16 protein-coding genes are annotated in these 17,014 nt (G+C 62.9%); 6 read left to right on the forward strand and 10 right to left on the reverse strand.

Features of this window, described 5'->3' with window-relative positions; genetic code table 11:
• Positions 1–31 precede the first annotated feature (31 nt).
• Positions 32–1,714, reverse strand: a complete 1,683-nt coding sequence (locus AC1DXM_RS28545; RefSeq protein ID WP_477238368.1) for an NAD+ synthase — start codon at positions 1,712–1,714, stop codon at positions 32–34.
• Between the two features lie 95 nt (positions 1,715–1,809).
• On the reverse strand, positions 1,810–2,523 hold the full coding sequence (locus tag AC1DXM_RS28550) for a DNA-3-methyladenine glycosylase I (protein ID WP_477238370.1): 714 nt from the start codon (positions 2,521–2,523) through the stop codon (positions 1,810–1,812).
• 189 nt (positions 2,524–2,712) lie between these two features.
• On the opposite strand from AC1DXM_RS28550, the gene AC1DXM_RS28555 reads away from it, so the two are divergent.
• Both AC1DXM_RS28555 and AC1DXM_RS28560 read left to right on the forward strand, forming a co-directional pair.
• Entirely contained in the window at positions 2,713–3,276 is a 564-nt protein-coding gene (locus AC1DXM_RS28555) for a DUF1003 domain-containing protein (RefSeq protein ID WP_477238372.1), read from the forward strand.
• Positions 3,273–3,878, forward strand: a complete 606-nt coding sequence (locus tag AC1DXM_RS28560) for a DedA family protein (protein ID WP_477238374.1) — start codon at positions 3,273–3,275, stop codon at positions 3,876–3,878. Before AC1DXM_RS28555 ends, AC1DXM_RS28560 begins: the two co-directional genes overlap by 4 nt.
• A gap of 108 nt (positions 3,879–3,986) precedes the next feature.
• Here AC1DXM_RS28560 and AC1DXM_RS28565 read toward each other — a convergent pair whose 3' ends face one another.
• The 3 genes from AC1DXM_RS28565 to AC1DXM_RS28575 all read right to left on the reverse strand — a co-directional run bounded on the left by AC1DXM_RS28565 (position 3,987) and on the right by AC1DXM_RS28575 (position 5,481).
• A complete protein-coding gene (locus tag AC1DXM_RS28565) occupies positions 3,987–4,580 on the reverse strand; it encodes a hemerythrin domain-containing protein (protein ID WP_477238376.1) in 594 nt (197 codons plus the stop codon).
• Positions 4,581–4,621: 41 nt separating this feature from the next.
• Positions 4,622–4,981 carry a diacylglycerol kinase gene (locus tag AC1DXM_RS28570; RefSeq protein WP_112625108.1) on the reverse strand — a complete coding sequence of 120 codons (360 nt, stop codon included), beginning with the start codon at positions 4,979–4,981 and terminating at the stop codon, positions 4,622–4,624.
• A gap of 80 nt (positions 4,982–5,061) precedes the next feature.
• Positions 5,062–5,481 (reverse strand): GFA family protein, encoded by a 420-nt coding sequence (locus AC1DXM_RS28575; protein WP_477238378.1) that lies wholly within the window; start codon positions 5,479–5,481, stop codon positions 5,062–5,064.
• Positions 5,482–5,826: 345 nt separating this feature from the next.
• Here AC1DXM_RS28575 and AC1DXM_RS28580 point away from each other — a divergent pair, with 345 nt between their 5' ends.
• The 3 genes from AC1DXM_RS28580 (at position 5,827) to AC1DXM_RS28590 (ending at position 8,116) form a co-directional block, all read left to right on the forward strand.
• Positions 5,827–6,897 (forward strand): GGDEF domain-containing protein, encoded by a 1,071-nt coding sequence (locus AC1DXM_RS28580; protein WP_477238380.1) that lies wholly within the window; start codon positions 5,827–5,829, stop codon positions 6,895–6,897.
• Positions 6,898–7,002: 105 nt separating this feature from the next.
• Positions 7,003–7,386 carry an antitoxin Xre/MbcA/ParS toxin-binding domain-containing protein gene (locus tag AC1DXM_RS28585; RefSeq protein WP_477238382.1) on the forward strand — a complete coding sequence of 128 codons (384 nt, stop codon included), beginning with the start codon at positions 7,003–7,005 and terminating at the stop codon, positions 7,384–7,386.
• Positions 7,346–8,116 carry an RES family NAD+ phosphorylase gene (locus AC1DXM_RS28590; protein ID WP_477238384.1) on the forward strand — a complete coding sequence of 257 codons (771 nt, stop codon included), beginning with the start codon at positions 7,346–7,348 and terminating at the stop codon, positions 8,114–8,116. The genes AC1DXM_RS28585 and AC1DXM_RS28590 overlap by 41 nt, the downstream gene beginning before the upstream one ends.
• Before the next feature lie 58 nt (positions 8,117–8,174).
• Here AC1DXM_RS28590 and AC1DXM_RS28595 read toward each other — a convergent pair whose 3' ends face one another.
• From AC1DXM_RS28595 to AC1DXM_RS28605, 3 genes are all read right to left on the reverse strand, one after another.
• Positions 8,175–9,548 carry a class II 3-deoxy-7-phosphoheptulonate synthase gene (locus tag AC1DXM_RS28595; RefSeq protein WP_477238398.1) on the reverse strand — a complete coding sequence of 458 codons (1,374 nt, stop codon included), beginning with the start codon at positions 9,546–9,548 and terminating at the stop codon, positions 8,175–8,177.
• A 134-nt stretch (positions 9,549–9,682) separates the two neighbouring features.
• A complete protein-coding gene (gene mfd, locus AC1DXM_RS28600) occupies positions 9,683–13,180 on the reverse strand; it encodes a transcription-repair coupling factor (RefSeq protein WP_477238386.1) in 3,498 nt (1,165 codons plus the stop codon).
• 71 nt (positions 13,181–13,251) lie between these two features.
• Positions 13,252–13,539 carry a succinate dehydrogenase assembly factor 2 gene (locus AC1DXM_RS28605; RefSeq protein WP_477238388.1) on the reverse strand — a complete coding sequence of 96 codons (288 nt, stop codon included), beginning with the start codon at positions 13,537–13,539 and terminating at the stop codon, positions 13,252–13,254.
• 316 nt (positions 13,540–13,855) lie between these two features.
• Between AC1DXM_RS28605 and recG the strand changes: the two genes are divergently transcribed.
• Positions 13,856–15,964 carry an ATP-dependent DNA helicase RecG gene (recG, locus tag AC1DXM_RS28610; RefSeq protein ID WP_477238390.1) on the forward strand — a complete coding sequence of 703 codons (2,109 nt, stop codon included), beginning with the start codon at positions 13,856–13,858 and terminating at the stop codon, positions 15,962–15,964.
• Here the strand turns inward: recG and AC1DXM_RS28615 are convergent.
• Positions 15,916–16,674 (reverse strand): DUF502 domain-containing protein, encoded by a 759-nt coding sequence (locus AC1DXM_RS28615; protein WP_477238392.1) that lies wholly within the window; start codon positions 16,672–16,674, stop codon positions 15,916–15,918. The two genes, recG and AC1DXM_RS28615, sit on opposite strands and share 49 nt — an antisense overlap.
• Positions 16,675–16,768: 94 nt before the next feature.
• On the reverse strand, positions 16,769–17,014 hold a 246-nt coding region (locus AC1DXM_RS28620; RefSeq protein WP_477238394.1), incomplete at its 5' end, for an SIS domain-containing protein.

Below are 17,014 nucleotides of genomic sequence, written 5' to 3' on the forward strand. Positions count from 1 at the left end.
GCCCCCAAGGTTCTCTAACAAAATCAGAGTTCTAGCCGCGATCCCTGAAACGGTTGGTGATGGGATAGCGGCGGTCGCGGCCAAAATTCTTCCGGGTGATCTTCACGCCCGGCGCCGCCTGCCGTCGTTTGTATTCGGCAATGTAGAGCAAATGTTCGACGCGCGTTACCGTCGCCCGGTCATGGCCGCGCGCGACGATGTCGTCGACGCCCATCTCGTTCTCGACCAGGCATTCCAGAATGTCGTCCAGCACCGGATAGGGCGGCAGCGAATCCTGGTCGGTCTGGTTTTCGCGCAGTTCCGCCGACGGCGCCTTGTCGATGATGTTTTTCGGGATCACCTCGCCCGAGGGCCCGAGCGCGCCTGGCGGCACATGGCTGTTGCGCCATCGCGACAGCGCATAGACCTGCATCTTGTACAGATCCTTGATTGGATTGAAGCCGCCATTCATGTCGCCATAGAGCGTGGCATAGCCCACCGACATCTCGCTCTTGTTGCCGGTGGTGACGACCATCGAGCCGAACTTGTTGGAGATCGCCATCAGGATCGTGCCGCGCGCGCGGCTCTGCAGATTTTCCTCCGTGATGCCTTCCTTGGTGCCTTCGAAGAGCTGCGTCAGCGCATGCAGAAAGCCTTCGACCGGTTCGAATATAGGCACGATGTCATAGCGGCAGCCGAGCGCGCGGGCGCAGTCCTCGGCGTCCTTCAGCGCGTCCTTCGAGGTGTAGCGGTAGGGCATCATTACCGCGCGCAGCCGCTCCTCGCCAAGCGCATCGACGGCCAATGCGGCGCAGATCGCCGAATCGATGCCGCCGGACAGGCCGAGCACGACGTTCTTGAAGCCGTTTTTGTTGACGTAATCGCGCAGGCCCAGCATGCAAGCGCGGTAATCCGCTTCCTCGCGCTCGGGGATTTTCGACATCGGCCCTTCCGAGCAGACCCAGCCGGCATCCGTTCGCTTCCAAGTGGTGACGTCGACGGTCTCCTCGAACTGGCTCATCTGGAAAGCCAGCGTCTTGTCGGCGCCGATCGCAAAAGAAGCGCCGTCAAAGATCAGCTCATCCTGGCCGCCGATCTGATTGGCATAGATGATCGGCAAACCGGTTTCGATGACCTGGCGGATAACGACCTGATGGCGCACGTCCATCTTGGCGCGGTAGTAGGGCGAGCCGTTCGGCACCAGCAGGATTTCCGCTCCGCTTTCAGCCAGGGTTTCACAGATGCCGACGTCGCCCCAAATGTCCTCGCAGATCGGAATTCCGATGCGCACACCACGGAAGTTGACCGGTCCCTGAGCCTCGGGTCCGGCCTGGAAGACGCGCTTCTCGTCGAACTCGCCATAGTTCGGCAAATCGAGCTTGTAGCGCTCGGCCAGAATCTTGCCGCCATCGGCGAAGATGATCGAATTGTGGGTGCCGCTCTTGCGCTTCAGCGGCGTGCCGATAATGACGCCCGGCCCGCCATCGGCGGTGTCGTTGGCGAAGTCTTGCGCGGCCTTTTCGCAAACCTTGAGGAAGGCCGGCTTCAGCACCAGATCCTCGGGCGGATAGCCGGCGAGGAAAAGCTCGGTAAAGAGCACGATGTCGGCGCCCTGGCTGGCGGCATCCGCCCTCGCCTCGCGCGCTTTGGCAAGGTTGCCGGCGACATCGCCGACCGTGGGGTTGAGCTGGGCGACAGCGATGCGCAGAATATCGGGAGCGGTCTTCTTGGTCATGCCTGCGGTTTAGCGCGGCAAAATTGCCCCGGCAATGGCGTTCGTTTGGACCAATCCAGACCGATCGAGTTCGATCGTGTCCTGAGGCGACAGCCCTACTCGCCCATATATTCGCGCAGCGCTTCCGGTGAATGGTTCTCGCCGATCGACATCGCCAGGATGCGCGAAATGTGCCGGCGCGGCAGGCCGGTCTCTTCAGCCCATTGGTTGATCTGCGCCTGGATCTTGTCGAGATCCCTCTTCGACGTCGGGCTTTCGGCGATGTCGAGGCCGGCGTCACGCAGTGCGGCCGCCATATCGGCCGAGATGACGAAAGCATCCCACTCCAGCCAGCGCAGGAAATATTGGCCGGTGTTGCCGCCGAGCCGGCTGCCGTGCTTGCCGAGATACGCCATCAGCCCGACCTGGTCGTCGGCAGGCCACTCGGCCAGGAACTTGCCGAAGCCGCCATGCTCCTTCGACACGCGCTCAACGAAGGCGGCGTTGTCACGCACCGATTTGATCTTCTGCGGGTTGCGCACGATGCGCTTGTCGGCCGTCAGATCGTGCCAGAATTCGTCGGGCTGGAACAACAGCCGCTTCGGCTCGAACTGCAGGAACGCTTCCTCGAAACCCGGCCATTTCTGCTCGATGACGCGCCAGACGAAGCCGGCGGCAAACACCCGCTCGGCCATCGTCGACAGGATGCGGTCGTCGGTGATCCTGGCCACGGCGGCGTTGTCGGGCAAAGGCCCGAGCAACCCCGTCAGCACCCCGTCGCCGCCTTTGCGTTTTGCGGCACGGGCACGAATCCTGTGGAAATCAGCCATTGGCTCCCCTGATTCACTTCGGGTAGACGCGGCAATCTACCACTTCCCGTTCGGGCCGGCAGCCTCTAGGTCTAATGCATGTCGCTCAAAAGTGGCCCCGGTTTTGAGAGAGCGATATGCATAAAAACAAAGACCTAAAGCGCGTCGCTTGAACGCGCTTTAGACCAGACGCTGACCATGGAGGCGAGCATGCACAAGACCGTGCCAGAACTGGCCAACCGCTGGATGAGACGGACGCCTGAGGCCCTCAGTGAGCTCGAACGGCGGGTGTTGCAGAGCACCGTCGACCGCAAGCCGATCTCGCAGGACATCAACGACAGTCTCGCCGGTCTTCAAGGGGCCGGCGACCGGATCGCCGATGCCATCGCCCGCATCGGCGGTTCGTGGACGTTCATCCTGTCCTTCATCGCCTTCCTGGTTCTGTGGATCGGCGCCAATTGGTGGCTGCTGGGGCGAGACTCGTTCGATCCCTACCCCTTCATCTTCCTCAACCTCGTGCTGTCGATGATCGCTGCCTTGCAGGCGCCGGTGATCATGATGTCGCAGAACCGCCAGGCCGCACGTGATCGCCTCGACGCCGCGCACGACTACGAGGTCAACCTCAAGGCTGAGATCGAGATCATGGCGCTGCATGAAAAGCTGGACGAACTGCGCCACAGCCAGATGATGGGCGTGCGCGAGGACATCGCCCGCCTGGCCGAACAGATGAGCCGCATCGACGAAAAACTGTCGGGCCGGCAAGCGTCTCAATGACGGGGATCGTCCATCACCTCATCGAGCAATATGGGCTTATCGCGGTTTTCCTGGGCTGTGTCGCCGAAGGCGAAAGTGCGGCCATCCTCGGTGGCTTCTTCGCCCATCAGCATGTCTTCGTCCCTTGGAAGGCTTTCCTCGCAGCCGCCATTGGCGCCTTCGTCGGCGACACGTTTTTCTTCGTCCTCGGCCGCAGCTTCGCCGACCATCCCAGGGTACTGAAACTGAAGGCGAGGCCCGGCTTCAACCACGCCTACCGCCTCGTCTCATCCCACCCCAACATCTTCGTGCTGTCCAACCGCTACATCTACGGCCTGCGCCTCGTCGGCGGCATCGCGGCCGGCTTCGCCAGCATATCGGTACCGCGCTTCGTCATCCTCAACGCCATCTCATCGCTGGTCTGGGCAGCCTTGTTCTGCGGCATCGGCTATGTCTTCGGCCTCGGCGCGGAGCAGATGATCGGCAGGGCGCTGGTCCATCACGAACGGCTGCTGATCGCGCTTGCCATTGGGCTCGCCGTCGCCATCCTTGCCTGGCTCATCGCCCGCACCGTCGCCGGCAAGGAGCGCGCCAAGGACGCTCGCGAGAGCGAAGCCGCGTAGAGCAATTCCAGGAAAAGTGTGAGCGGTTTTCCGTCCGGAATTGCGAACAAACAAAGAGATAGAGCGATTTCGCCGTTTCTGTGAAACGGTGAAACGCTCTAGGAAAGCTCAGTCGTCGTCCTCGACCAGAGCGCGGTCGCCGCGGTCGAGGATCAGCGGGATGATCAAATCCTCCTCGTCGGCAAGATGCCGTTTCAGCATGGCGATCAGCCGGCTGTTCTCGTCGGCATAGGCATCGGCGGCGAAGCGCTGTTTGTCCTCGCTCTCCTCGAGCGTGCGGATGAAGGCGTTCGCGGTCTCGGCATTGCGCTCCAGCCCGTCATGGATGGTGTGGTGATCGGCATCGAGGATTTCGAAGCCACGCTTCAGGCGCGGCTCGGCCTTGGCGAAAGCCGGGAAATATTGATAGTCCTCGACATTGTGGTGGCCGTCGAGATTGCCGAGGAAATGGTTGAGCCGCGGCGCGAACCAGCGCGCGAAATCCGGCGCCGTCATCCGACCTTCGCGATAGTCGCCAATGCCGTTGGTCAGCATGCCACCGAGCTCACGGAACATGTCGTGCCGCTGCAGCCACATATTGGCCAGGCCATGGATGTTGGCGTGACCCTGCCAGTCTTCGCGCGGATATTTTTGCACCAGCCAGCGCAGATCGTCCGGCAGGCCGGCACGTTCAAGCAAGAGGGAATTGGCAGCTTCGCTCAACGTCAGTCTCCTTTAGTGACCGACAAATAGGAACGAAGCTGTCAGATCGGTAGTCCCGTGATGCGCTCGATGATGGCGATACCCCAGACGCCGGCGACGATCACCACCGAAATCAGCACCGCCAGCGAGCCGCAGTCCTTGGCCAGCTGGATGTCGACGTTGAACTCGCGGCTGAAGGCATCGCAGGCCGCTTCGATGCCGGTGTTCAGCACCTCGACCATGATCAGCAGCAGCACGGCGCCGATCAGCAGCGCGTAGCCGCGCCACGACACCGAGACGAACCAGCCGAGCGGCAGCGCCAGGACGAGCAGCATCAGTTCCTGCTGGAACGCCTTTTCGCTGGCGGCGAGCTTGCGAAAAGCCCGCACCGAATTGAAGAAAGCATCGATCAGCCGCTGCATTGCCCGCGCATCCCCTTCGAATCACCGGCAGGGGATATCGCAATGGCTGGATCAAGGGAATAAGGCAGCCATACCAAAAATCATTCGTCCGCAACCTTGATGGTCGGCGTCGACCTCTCGAACTGCGGCAGCCCATCGTCGATCGTATAATAATCGCCCTTGTCGCCGACGAAGATATGGCATTCGCCCTCGAGCCCGGTCGGGTTGTCGAACGATCCGGCCAGAACCGAGACATAGGCATCCTGGCCAGGCTTCCAGAACAGCACCGAGCCGCAGATCTTGCAAAAGCCGCGCTTGGCAAAGGAAGACGCTTCGTACCAGGTGATGTTGTCGGTGCCGGTTATCGTGATGTCGCCATCCGCGACATTGGTCGCGGCGTAAAAATGCCCGCTCTGCTTGCGGCACTGCGAGCAGTGGCAATAGATCACGCCGCGCAACGGCCCTTGCGTCTGGAAACGCACTGCTCCGCACAGGCAAGATCCGCTGCTGATATCGCTCATCCCTGCCCTCCACCGGCCATCGTTCACGGCTTCGCCGCCTCTCGCGAGGATTTCAGTTTTGCGAGAGCCAGGCACCAGCAAATGCGACATCGGACGGGCGCGTTCGGACTTCACCTCAGGATGGTTGCAACGCATTGTTGCAGCCTGAGGTGGAATAGTCGCATTACCTTGCGGCACATTAAGGAAACTTTAGCGCCAGCGCATTTATGGTCGTTGCCAAGCGAAGGTCGCGATTGGGGACGCGCCTTTCGCAGGATGATCCGAAATACGGCTGGTTCTCCCCCGGTCGGCGACATCTCGCACGCGCAGGTCTGCGATGGTTCCCAGGGGTAGAGTGAACAGAACATGCAGCCGGCAGCCGCCCAGACCGACCGAAACAGCGACATTGCAACAGCTGTTGTGACGACCATGCGCCAGCTCGGCGTGCTTGGTCTGCCGCGCAATTACGAGATCTTCTACGAAGCGCTAAAAGGCACCAATCGCGAACTCAGCCTTGCCGTCGTGGCGCTCGGCAACCGGCCGACGCAGGACGATCTCGACCGCATCGGCCGCGCCTTCTTTGCCCAGCACCATGGTCCAGGCATTGTCGAGCAGGCGCGCGATGTACTGGCCAGGGAACTCGAGGATATCGCCTTGCTGCTGCGAAGCGAACGCAGCCATATCGAGAAATACGGCAAGATCCTCGATGAGACGTCGAGCGGCCTCGCCAACCGCAGCCTGCTTTCACAGGATCTGCTGCAGAAGGTCGCCAACGCCATGGCGGTCGCCACCAATTCGACCCTCGACCATGGCAGGCAGGTTGCCACCACGCTCAGCGACAAGACGGCGGAACTGGAGAGCGTCAAGTCGAAGCTCGAGGAGTACAAGCGGCTCGCCGACACCGATCCCTTGACCCATATCTGGAACCGCCGCGCCTTCGACAAGCAAATCACCGGGATTTACACCTCCAACAGGGGCATCCTGTTCAACGCGCTGATTCTTGCCGACATTGACCATTTCAAGGACATCAACGACCGCTACGGCCACCCGGTCGGTGACAAGATCATCCAGATCATCGCCGAAATCTTCCAGACCAGCATCCGTGAAGACATGTTCGTTGCCCGCACCGGCGGCGAGGAATTCGCGCTGATCATCGAGGGCGCCAGCGAGGATACCACCTACGAGATCGCCGAACGCATCCGCGTGCTGATCGAACAGACGCCCTTCACCAGCAGCCAGACCGGCACCAATTACGGCACGGTGACCGTTTCCATGGGCATCTGCATGGCCTCCGAAGCCGAAAGCCCGGAAGATCTTTACACCAAGGCGGATCGGGCGCTCTACCGCTCCAAGGTCGGCGGGCGCAACCGCATCACCCGGCATTCGACAATGGCCGGCCGCACCGGCAAGAACTGGCTGCTCTACAAGAAAGACTGACGCTTCGGCGCACAGCCTATTCGCGGACGTAGGCAAATTTATCGGGCACGGCATCTTTCCATATGAATTTTCATGGCCTATATTTTCCATGGAAAGAGAGAGGCCATGTCTGTTACACAACCCAATGCTGCCAAAAAAACGGCCGAAAACGTGGTTTTGACCAAGGCCACGCTGCGCGCTGCCGAGCTTATGGACATAACCGCCAGGACGCTGGCGTCGATCATCGGCGTCTCGGAAGCCACGGTTTCGCGCATGCGCAGGCAGGAATTCCTGCTCGAGCGCGGCACCAAGCCGTTCGAGCTCGCGGTGCTGTTCGTGCGGCTGTTCCGTTCGCTCGACGCCATTGTCGGCGGTGACGAGGCGATAGCCCGGGCATGGCTCAAGAATGCCAACACGGCGTTCGACGGCAGCCCGCTTGAAAAGATCCTCACCATCACCGGGCTTGTCGATGTCATTGCCTATCTGGACTCCCGACGCGCTCTCGTCTGAAGCCGTACGGCTCTACGGCAAATACTGGCGCATGGTCGAGGCGCAGCACCGCGTCTCGACGCTGAAAGTCGTCGATACGCTGGACGAACAGGCGCTGATCGAGGATCTGATCGAGGAGACCAAGCCGCAGATCCCCATGGAATGCCGGCATCTCCACTATCTCCTGGCAACGCCCTTCCGCTACGGCTCGATCTACCCTTACGGCTCGCGCTTCCGCCGCGCCGGCCGCACCCTGGGCGTCTATTACGCGGCGGAGACGATCATGACCGCCGTCGCTGAAATGGCCTTCTACCGCCTGCTGTTCTTTGCCGATTCGCCCGACACCCCGTGGCCGCACGACGCCGCCGAATACACCGCTTTCGCTGCCGCGATCCGTTCCGACAAAGCCGCCGACCTGACGCGGCCGCCGCTCGACCGCGATGAGGCTCAGTGGACGCATCCGACCGACTATGCCGCCTGCCAGGCGGTTGCCGATGCCACGCGCGAGGCCGGGCTGGAAGCGATCCGCTACCGCTCGGCGCGTGACCCCAAAGGTACCAATGTGGCGCTGCTGACATGCCGCGGCTTTGCCAAGGCCAAGCCGCTGGAGCCGCACACCTGGCGCATCCGGCTCGGCTCGTTCGGCGTGCAGGCGATCTGCGAGTTTCCGGAAAGGCGCATCGAGTTTTCCAGAACCGCCTTCGCCAATGATCCCCGGCTCAACGGCCTGCGTTGGGAACGCAGCCGCTGATCAACAAAAAAGCGCCGGATTTCGCCGGCGCTTTTTTCTTTTCAACCTGCAAACAGGTTCAACCGTTGGCTACCTGCTTGTGCTGAACCGGATGGCTCTTCTTCAACAGATCGGAGACCAGGAACGCCAGTTCGATCGCCTGGTCGGCATTGAGGCGCGGGTCGCAATGGGTGTGGTAGCGGTCCTGCAGCTCCTCGGCGGTGATTGCACGGGCGCCGCCGGTGCATTCGGTGACGTTCTTGCCGGTCATCTCGACATGGATGCCGCCGGGATGCGTGCCTTCGGCGCGATGCACCTCGAAGAAGGTCTGCACTTCCTTGAGGATGCGGTCGAACGGCCGCGTCTTGTAGCCGGCGGCCTCGATCGTGTTGCCATGCATCGGATCGCACGACCACACCACGCTGCGGCCTTCCTTCTGCACCGCGCGCACCAGCTTCGGCAGATGGTCGGCGACCTTGTCGGAACCGAAGCGGGCGATCAGCGTCAGCCGGCCCGGCTCGTTCTCCGGGTTGAGCAGGTCGATCAATTCCAGCAAGCCGTCCGGCGTCAGCGAGGGACCGCATTTGAGGCCGAGCGGGTTCTTGATGCCGCGGCAATATTCGACATGCGCATGGTCGGGCTGGCGCGTGCGGTCGCCGATCCAGATCATGTGGCCCGACGTGGCGTACCAGTCGCCAGAGGTCGAATCGACGCGGGTCAGCGCCTCTTCATAGCCGAGCAGCAGCGCTTCATGGCTGGTGTAGAAATCGGTCTCGCGGAGCGCGTAGTTGGTCTCGGAGGTGATACCGACGGCCTTCATGAAGTCCATCGTCTCGGTGATGCGGTTGGCGAGCATGCCATACTTCTCGCCCTGCGGGCTGTCGGAGACGAAGCCGAGCATCCAGCTGTGCACATTCTCCAGGCTGGCATAGCCGCCCTGGGCGAAAGCGCGCAAAAGGTTGAGCGTTGCCGCCGACTGGCGGTAGGCCATTTCCTGGCGGGCAGGGTCGGGAATGCGCGACTTGGCGTCGAACTCGATGCCGTTGATGATGTCGCCGCGATAGCTGGGCAGCGTCACCCCGCCCTTGGTCTCGTTGTCGGACGAGCGCGGCTTGGCAAACTGGCCGGCGACGCGGCCGACCTTCACCACCGGCTGCGCACCGGCAAACGTCAGCACCACCGACATCTGCAGGAAGACGCGGAAGAAGTCGCGGATGTTGTCCGCGCCATGCTCGGCGAAACTCTCGGCGCAATCGCCGCCCTGAAGGAGGAATGCGTCGCCGGCAGCGACAGAAGCAAGCTGCTTCTTCAGCTTGCGCGCCTCACCGGCAAAAACCAGCGGCGGAAAGGTGGCGAGCTGGGCTTCCGTGTTCTTCAGCGCGGCAAGGTCCGGATAGGCAGGAACCTGCTTGATCGGCTTTGCTCTCCAAGAATTCGGCGACCATTTCGTCATCGCTGCACCCAAACGCTCTTTCCAGCGGGCTTTGTCCGCCATTCCAACCCCCATATGGGGATCGCGGCTCCATACACGAAGCCGATTTCCTATTCTAGACCGGAATTCAAGTGCTGGCGAATGCGCCAGCTGGGCTAGGCGGCCTTCTCGACCAACCGCGCCAGCTGCGTCATGACGACCGCCGAGCCCGCCAGACGCTTCTCGGCTGTCGGCCAGTCGCGGATGAAGACCACGCTGTGATCGGCCCTGATCTTGGCCAGCGAGCCCTGCTCGCCGATGTATTTGACCAGCCCGACCGGGTTGGAGAATTCGCGCTTGCGGAAATGGATGACGACGCCCTTTGGCCCGGCATCCAGCTTTTCGACATTGGCCTTGCGGCAGAGCGCCTTGATGAAGACGATCTTCAAGAGATGCTTCACCTCTTCCGGCAGCGGACCGAAGCGGTCGATCAGTTCGGCGCCGAACGCATCGATCTCCTCGGTGTTTTCGAGGTCGCCAAGGCGGCGGTAGAGCGCCAGCCTGAGCTGCAGGTCCGGCACATAGCTTTCCGGGATCATCACCGCCGTGCCCACCGCAATCTGCGGCGACCAGCCACCATCCTGGACTTCGCCGGAATCCTTCACTTCTGCGACCGCCTCCTCCAGCATCTGCTGGTAGAGTTCGAAGCCGACCTCCTTGATGTGGCCGGACTGTTCTTCGCCAAGCAGATTGCCGGCGCCCCTGATGTCGAGATCGTGGCTGGCGAGCTGGAAGCCGGCGCCGAGTGTGTCCAACGACTGCAGCACCTTCAGCCGGCGCTCGGCCGTGTCGGTGAGCTTGCGGTTGGCCGGCAGCGTGAACAGCGCATAGGCGCGCACTTTGGAGCGGCCGACGCGGCCGCGCAGCTGGTAGAGCTGCGACAGGCCGAACATGTCGGCACGATGGATGATCAGCGTGTTGGCGGTCGGGATGTCGAGCCCGGATTCGACGATGGTAGTGGACAACAGCACGTCGTACTGGCCGTCATAGAAGGCGTTCATGATGTCGTCGAGCTCGCCGGGCGGCATCTGGCCATGGGCCACCGCGACTTTCAGCTCGGGAACGGATTCTCGCAGGAAATCATGGATTTCGGCGAGATCGCTGATGCGCGGCACGACATAGAAGGAATGGCCGCCACGATAGCGCTCGCGTAGCAGCGTCTCGCGGATGACCAGCGGGTCGAAGGGCGAGATGAAAGTACGCACCGCCATGCGGTCGACCGGCGGTGTGGCGATCAGTGACAGTTCGCGCACGCCGGTCAAGGCGAGCTGCAGCGTGCGCGGGATCGGCGTCGCCGACAGCGTCAGCACATGGACATCGGTCTTGAGATCCTTCAGCCGTTCCTTGTGCTTGACGCCAAAATGCTGCTCCTCGTCGATGATCAGCAGGCCAAGATTCTTGAACGAGATCGCCGACCCAAGCAGCGCATGGGTGCCGATGACTATGTCGACCTGGCCCTCGGCGATGCCTTTCTTGGTCTCCGCCAGTTCCTTGGCGCCGACCAGCCGCGAGGCCTGGGCGACGCGGATCGGCAGGCCGGAGAAGCGCTGCGAGAAGGTCTTGAAATGCTGGCGCGACAACAATGTCGTCGGCACCACGACCGCGACCTGGAAGCCTTCCATGGCAGCGATGAAGGCGGCGCGCAGCGCCACCTCCGTCTTGCCGAAGCCGACATCGCCGCAGATCAGCCGGTCCATCGGCTTGCCGGCGCCGAGGTCGTCCATGACGGAATCGATCGCACCCTGCTGGTCGTCGGTCTCCTCATAGGGGAAGCGCGCCGAGAATTCGCCATAGAGCCCTTCTGCCGGTACCATGGGCGGGGCCGAACGCATCTGCCGTTCGGCGGCGATGCGGATCAGCTGCCCCGCCATGTCGAGCAGGCGCTTCTTCAGCCGCGCCTTGCGCGACTGCCAGGCGCCGCCGCCGAGCTTGTCCAACGATGCCTCGGCTGAATCCGAGCCGTAGCGCGACAGAAGCTCGATGTTTTCCACCGGCAGGAACAGCCGGTCGTCGCCGGCATAGTGGATTTCGAGGCAGTCATGCGGCGCGCCGACCGCCTCGATGGTGCGCAGGCCGATGAAGCGGCCAATGCCGTGATCGGCATGAACGACGATATCGCCCGCCGACAGCGACGACGCCTCGGCAATGAAGTCGGACGCGCGCTTCTTGCGCTTCGAGCGCCGGATCAGCCGGTCGCCGAGAATGTCCTGTTCGGCAACGACGACCAGCCCTTCGGTCTCGAAGCCGGATTCCAGCGGCAGCACGGCGAGTGCCGCCTGCCTCGGCTCGAGCTTTTCCACCTCGGCCAGCGTCGCCACCGGCACGAGATTGCCGAGGTGATGTTCGGCCAGGATCTGGCCGAGCCGGTCAAGCGAGCCTTCTGTCCAGCCGGCGACAATGACGCGGCGGCGCGCCGCGCGCTCGTCGGCGATGTGTTTTACGACGACATCGAAGACATTGGCGTTGGGGTCGGCGCGTTCCTCGGCAAAACTGCGGCCATGGCGCGAACCGCCATGGAAGACTTTTTTGGCGCCGACATCCGGCGCGTCGAAAGCGGTGAAGTCGATGGCTTCGCGCGGTCCGAGCGACGCCACGAGATTTTCCGGCGAGAGATAGAGCAGGTCCGGCGCCACCGGCTTGTAGGGCACTGCATCCTTCAAGGCGGCGTCGGCCTGTTTGCGGCGCGCTTCGTAGTGATCCAGGATCAGCGTATGGCGCTCGGCCAGCGCCTCATGCGCCAGGTGGTCGAAAACCACGGGCGCATCCGGCAGATAGTCGAACACCGTCTCCAGCCGCTCATAGAACAGCGGCAGCCAGTGCTCCATGCCGGCAAAGCGCCGGCCCTCGCTCACAGCTGCATAAAGCCCGTCGTCGCGCTGCGGCGCGCCAAAGGCTTCGATATAGGCGCGGCGGAAGCGGCTGATGGTTTCCGGCGTCAGCGCCACTTCGCTCATCGCCTGCAGCGCCATCGACTTGCGCTGGCCGGTGGTGCGCTGCGTGGCGGCGTCAAAGACGCGGATCGATTCCAGCGTGTCGCCGAAGAAGTCGAGGCGCAGCGCCTCCGTCCAGCCGGGTGCGTAGAGGTCGAGAATGCCGCCGCGCACCGCGAATTCGCCGACGCCGCGCACCGTCGGCACCCGCTCGAAGCCGGAAATCTCCAGCCGCGACACCAGCGCGTTCATGTCGATCTGGTTGCCGGGCCTAGCGTGGAAGGTCTGCGCCTCGACGAGGTCGGCGGGCGGAATGCGTTGCAGCAAGGCGTTGGCGGTGGTCAGGATGACCGCGCGATGCGGCTTTTTCGCCAGCGCGATCATCGCGGTGAGCGCATCAAGCCGTTTGGCGGCGGCATCCGAGCCCGGCGAGACGCGGTCGTAGGGCAGACAGTCCCAGGCCGGCAGCTCCAGCACCGGCAGGCCAGGCGAAGCAAAGGTCAGCGCCTCCGTGATCGCCGGCAGGCGCTGGCCGTCACGCGCCACGAACAGCACAGGCTTGTCGGGCGCGATCTCATGGATCGCCTGCACGAGCGCAAAGGCTTCGTAGCCGTCGGCGACGCCGTCGACGATGAATTGGCCGGCGCGGCCTTTCGGCAGACCGATTTTTGGGATGAGGCTCATGATTGCACGGTCTTGGTTGTCGCAATTCCGGACGGAAAACCGCTTCGCACTTTTCCTGGAATTGCTTGTGTTTAAAATGTCATGGTCCGGCGCGACGCCAGAATCTTTTGCAGGACGGCACAGTCGATGTCGGACGGCACCGGGCGCTCGCCGGTGACCATGGGCAGGAATTCGGTGTCGGGAATGTCGAGGAGCCTTTCATATTGGTCGATTTCGTCGCCGGTCAAGGCGCCGATCTCGTTGTCGGCAAAGGTGCCGAGGATAAGGTCCATCTCGCGCATGCCGCGATGCCAGGAGCGGAACAACAGCTTGCGGCGCCTGATATCCAGCCCCTCGCTCGATCGTTTCGTCCCGGTCATCGTACCGCATCCTCGCTTGGTGCGGCGCATATAGCGTGGATAGAGGGCGGTGTCAGCCTTGCAACAAGCTCGTGTCTGTCTAACATCCCGGCGTGACGAACATTCCTGACAACATCGGCGCTAGCACCCCCCTCTGTCCTGCCGGACATCTCCCCCCCCAGGGGGGAGATTGGCTTTCGCGACCGGTTTCGCCAATCTCCAATATTGCAAGATGGGCGGTGCGGCTAAAACTGCTAATCTCCCCCCTTGAGGGGGAGATGTCCGGCAGGACAGAGGGGGGTAGGACTGGGCGCCCACATAGCGCGGTCTCTTACGAATGAGACCTTCCCTCCTCGACCCTCTGTTCGTCCGCATCACCTCGCTTGCCGGCGTCGGGCCAAAGGTCGGCGCGCTTATTGAGAAGGTGGTGGCAGCCGATCTCGGCGATCGGCCGGCGCGCGCCGGCGACCTTCTGTTCGTGCTGCCGCACACCGTCATCGACCGCCGCAATCGCCCCGGCATTGCGCTCGCGCCGGCCGGCGCCATTGTCACGCTCGACGTGCGCATCGATCGCCACCAGCCGCCGCCGCGTGGCAACCGCTCGGTGCCCTATCGCGTCTATGCCCATGACGATACCGGCGAGATCGGCCTGACCTTCTTCCACGCCCATGCCGCCTATCTCGAAAAGGCAATGCCGGTGGGCGAACATGTCACCGTCTCCGGCCGCATGGAGTGGTTCAACGGCCGCCCGACCATGGTCCATCCCGACCACATCGCGCTGGCCAGCGATGCCGAAGCCCTGCCGCTGGTCGAGCCGGTCTATCCGCTGACCGCCGGTCTGTCCGGAAAGGTGCTGCGCCGCGCCATCGGCCAGGCGCTTGGTCGGCTGCCGGAACTGCCGGAATGGCAGGACGGCGCCTTCATGCGCAAGCAGACCTTCCCGGCCTTCGCTGACGCGCTTGCCCGCATCCACTATCCATCGGATCCGATCGATGTCGCCATCGAGGGCTCGGCATGGCGCCGCCTCGCCTATGACGAGTTGCTGGCCGGCCAGGTGTCGCTGGCGCTGGTGCGGGCAAAAGTGCGCCGCCTGTCGGGTCGGCCGCTGATCGGCGACGGCCGCATTGTCGAGAAACTGCGCGCGGCCCTGCCCTATTCGTTGACAGGCAGCCAGGAATTCGCACTCGCCGAAATCAACGCCGATCTCGCCGATCCCGAACGCATGCTGCGCCTGCTGCAGGGCGATGTCGGCTCCGGCAAGACGGTGGTGGCGCTGCTTGCCATGGCGCGCGCCGTCGAGGCCGGCGGCCAGGCAGCGCTGATGGCGCCGACCGAAATCCTGGCGCGCCAGCATCTGGCAACGATCACGCCGCTGGCCGAACAGGCCGGCCTGCGTGTCGCCATCCTGACCGGCCGGGAGAAGGGTCGCGAGCGCTCCGAAACGCTGGCAGGTCTTGCCAGCGGCGACATCGACATCGTCGTCGGCACCCATGCGCTGTTTCAGGAAACGGTGACCTATCACGACCTCGTCTTTGCCGTCGTCGACGAGCAACACCGCTTCGGCGTCCACCAGCGGCTTGCCATCACCGCCAAGGGCGACGCGCCCGACATGCTGGTGATGACGGCAACACCGATCCCGCGCACTCTGGTGTTGACCGCCTTCGGCGACATGGACGTCTCCAAGCTGACGGAAAAGCCGGTCGGCCGCCAGCCGATCCGCACCGTCACGCTGCCGCTCGAACGGCTCGACGAACTGGTCGGCCGCATGCTCGACGCGGTGGCCGATGGCCAGAAAATCTACTGGATCTGTCCGCTGGTCGAGGAATCCGAAGAGATCAAGCTGATGTCGGCCGAGGACCGTTTCGCCTCGCTGCAACCTTTGTTCGGCGACCGTATCGGCCTTGTTCATGGCCGCATGAAGGGCGCGGAAAAGGACGAGGCGATGCGCGCCTTCAAGGTCGGGGAAACCCGCATCCTGATCGCCACCACGGTGATCGAAGTCGGCGTCGATGTGCCGGATGCCACGATCATGGTCATCGAGCATGCCGAGCGCTTCGGCCTGGCGCAACTGCATCAGCTGCGTGGCCGCGTCGGGCGCGGCGACAAGCCCTCCTCCTGCGTGTTGCTCTACAAGGACCCGCTCGGCGAGACGGCTAAGCGGCGGCTGTCGGTGATGCGCGAGACCGAAGACGGTTTCCTGATCGCCGAGGAGGACCTGAAACTGCGAGGCGAAGGAGAACTGCTGGGCACCCGCCAGTCCGGCACGCCGGGTTTTCAGGTGGCGCGCATCGAGGCGCATGCCGACCTGCTCGAAGCCGCCCGCGACGATGCAAGGCTGGTCCTGTCGCGCGATCCGGAGCTGCAATCCGAGCGCGGCGAGGCGCTGCGCCTGTTGCTCTATTTGTTCGGCCGCGACGAGGCTATTCGGCTCTTGCGCGCCGGCTGAGCCAAGGCGCCAAGCGGCGGGTTGGCGAGGTCTCCGTCGATCGGCTCACCGTTCACCGTCACCATTTTCGGCTTAACCTCGGGAGCTACCAGCCCGGCCGAAACGATCAGCCTGGCGCCGTCCTCGATCGTCATGTCGAGCAGCACGATGTCGGATTTCAGCACATACATGAGGAAACCGGTGGTCGGGTTCGGCGTGCATGGCATGAAGACGGCGATCATCGGATCGCCCTCCCGGTCGAGCTTCTGGTTGATCTCCGTTTCCTTCTCGCTGGCGACGAACACAAGCGACCAGACGCCCTTGCGCGGATATTCGACCAGCCCGACCTGGCGGAACATGTCGCCCTTGTTCGACAGCACCGTCTGGAAAATCTGCTTCAGCGAACCATAGATGCCGCGCACCAGCGGCATGCGGCCAAGCAGTCGTTCACCGAAATTGACGATGGCGCGGCCGACGATGTTGGCGGTCATGAAGCCGATCAGCGTGATCAGGATCAGCGCCACGATCAGGCCGAAACCCGGAACCGGAAACGGCAGATAAGTATCGGGGCTGTAGCGCGCCGGAATGTAAGGTTTTACCCAGGAATCGACCCAGCCGATGAATGACCACGCAATATAGGCAGTGATCGCCAGCGGCGCGCAGACGATGAAGCCTGTGAGGAAATAGTTCCTCAGCCGGGTCATGCCGGAAGTTCTGGGAGCATCGGACATGGTTCACCGGGAGCGCGGGGTTGCACCGCAACATTAGTGAACCCAACGGCGCTTTGGAACTGCGAAGTTTTTAAAGACCGCCAATGAGCGCTGACTACTCCACCGTCACCGATTTCGCCAGATTGCGCGGCTGGTCGACGTCGGTGCCCATGAAGACGGCTGCGTAATAGGCCAGCATCTGGATCGGCAGCGCGTAGATGATTGGCGAGATGATCTCCGGCACGTCGGGCAGGATGATCGTCTCCATCGTCTTGACGCTGACCTGCGCCGCGCCCTTGGCATCGGTGATCAGGATGATCTTGCCGCCGCGCGCCGCCACTTCCTGCATGTTGGATACGGT

The organism is Mesorhizobium sp. P3_A2 (assembly GCF_056403115.1).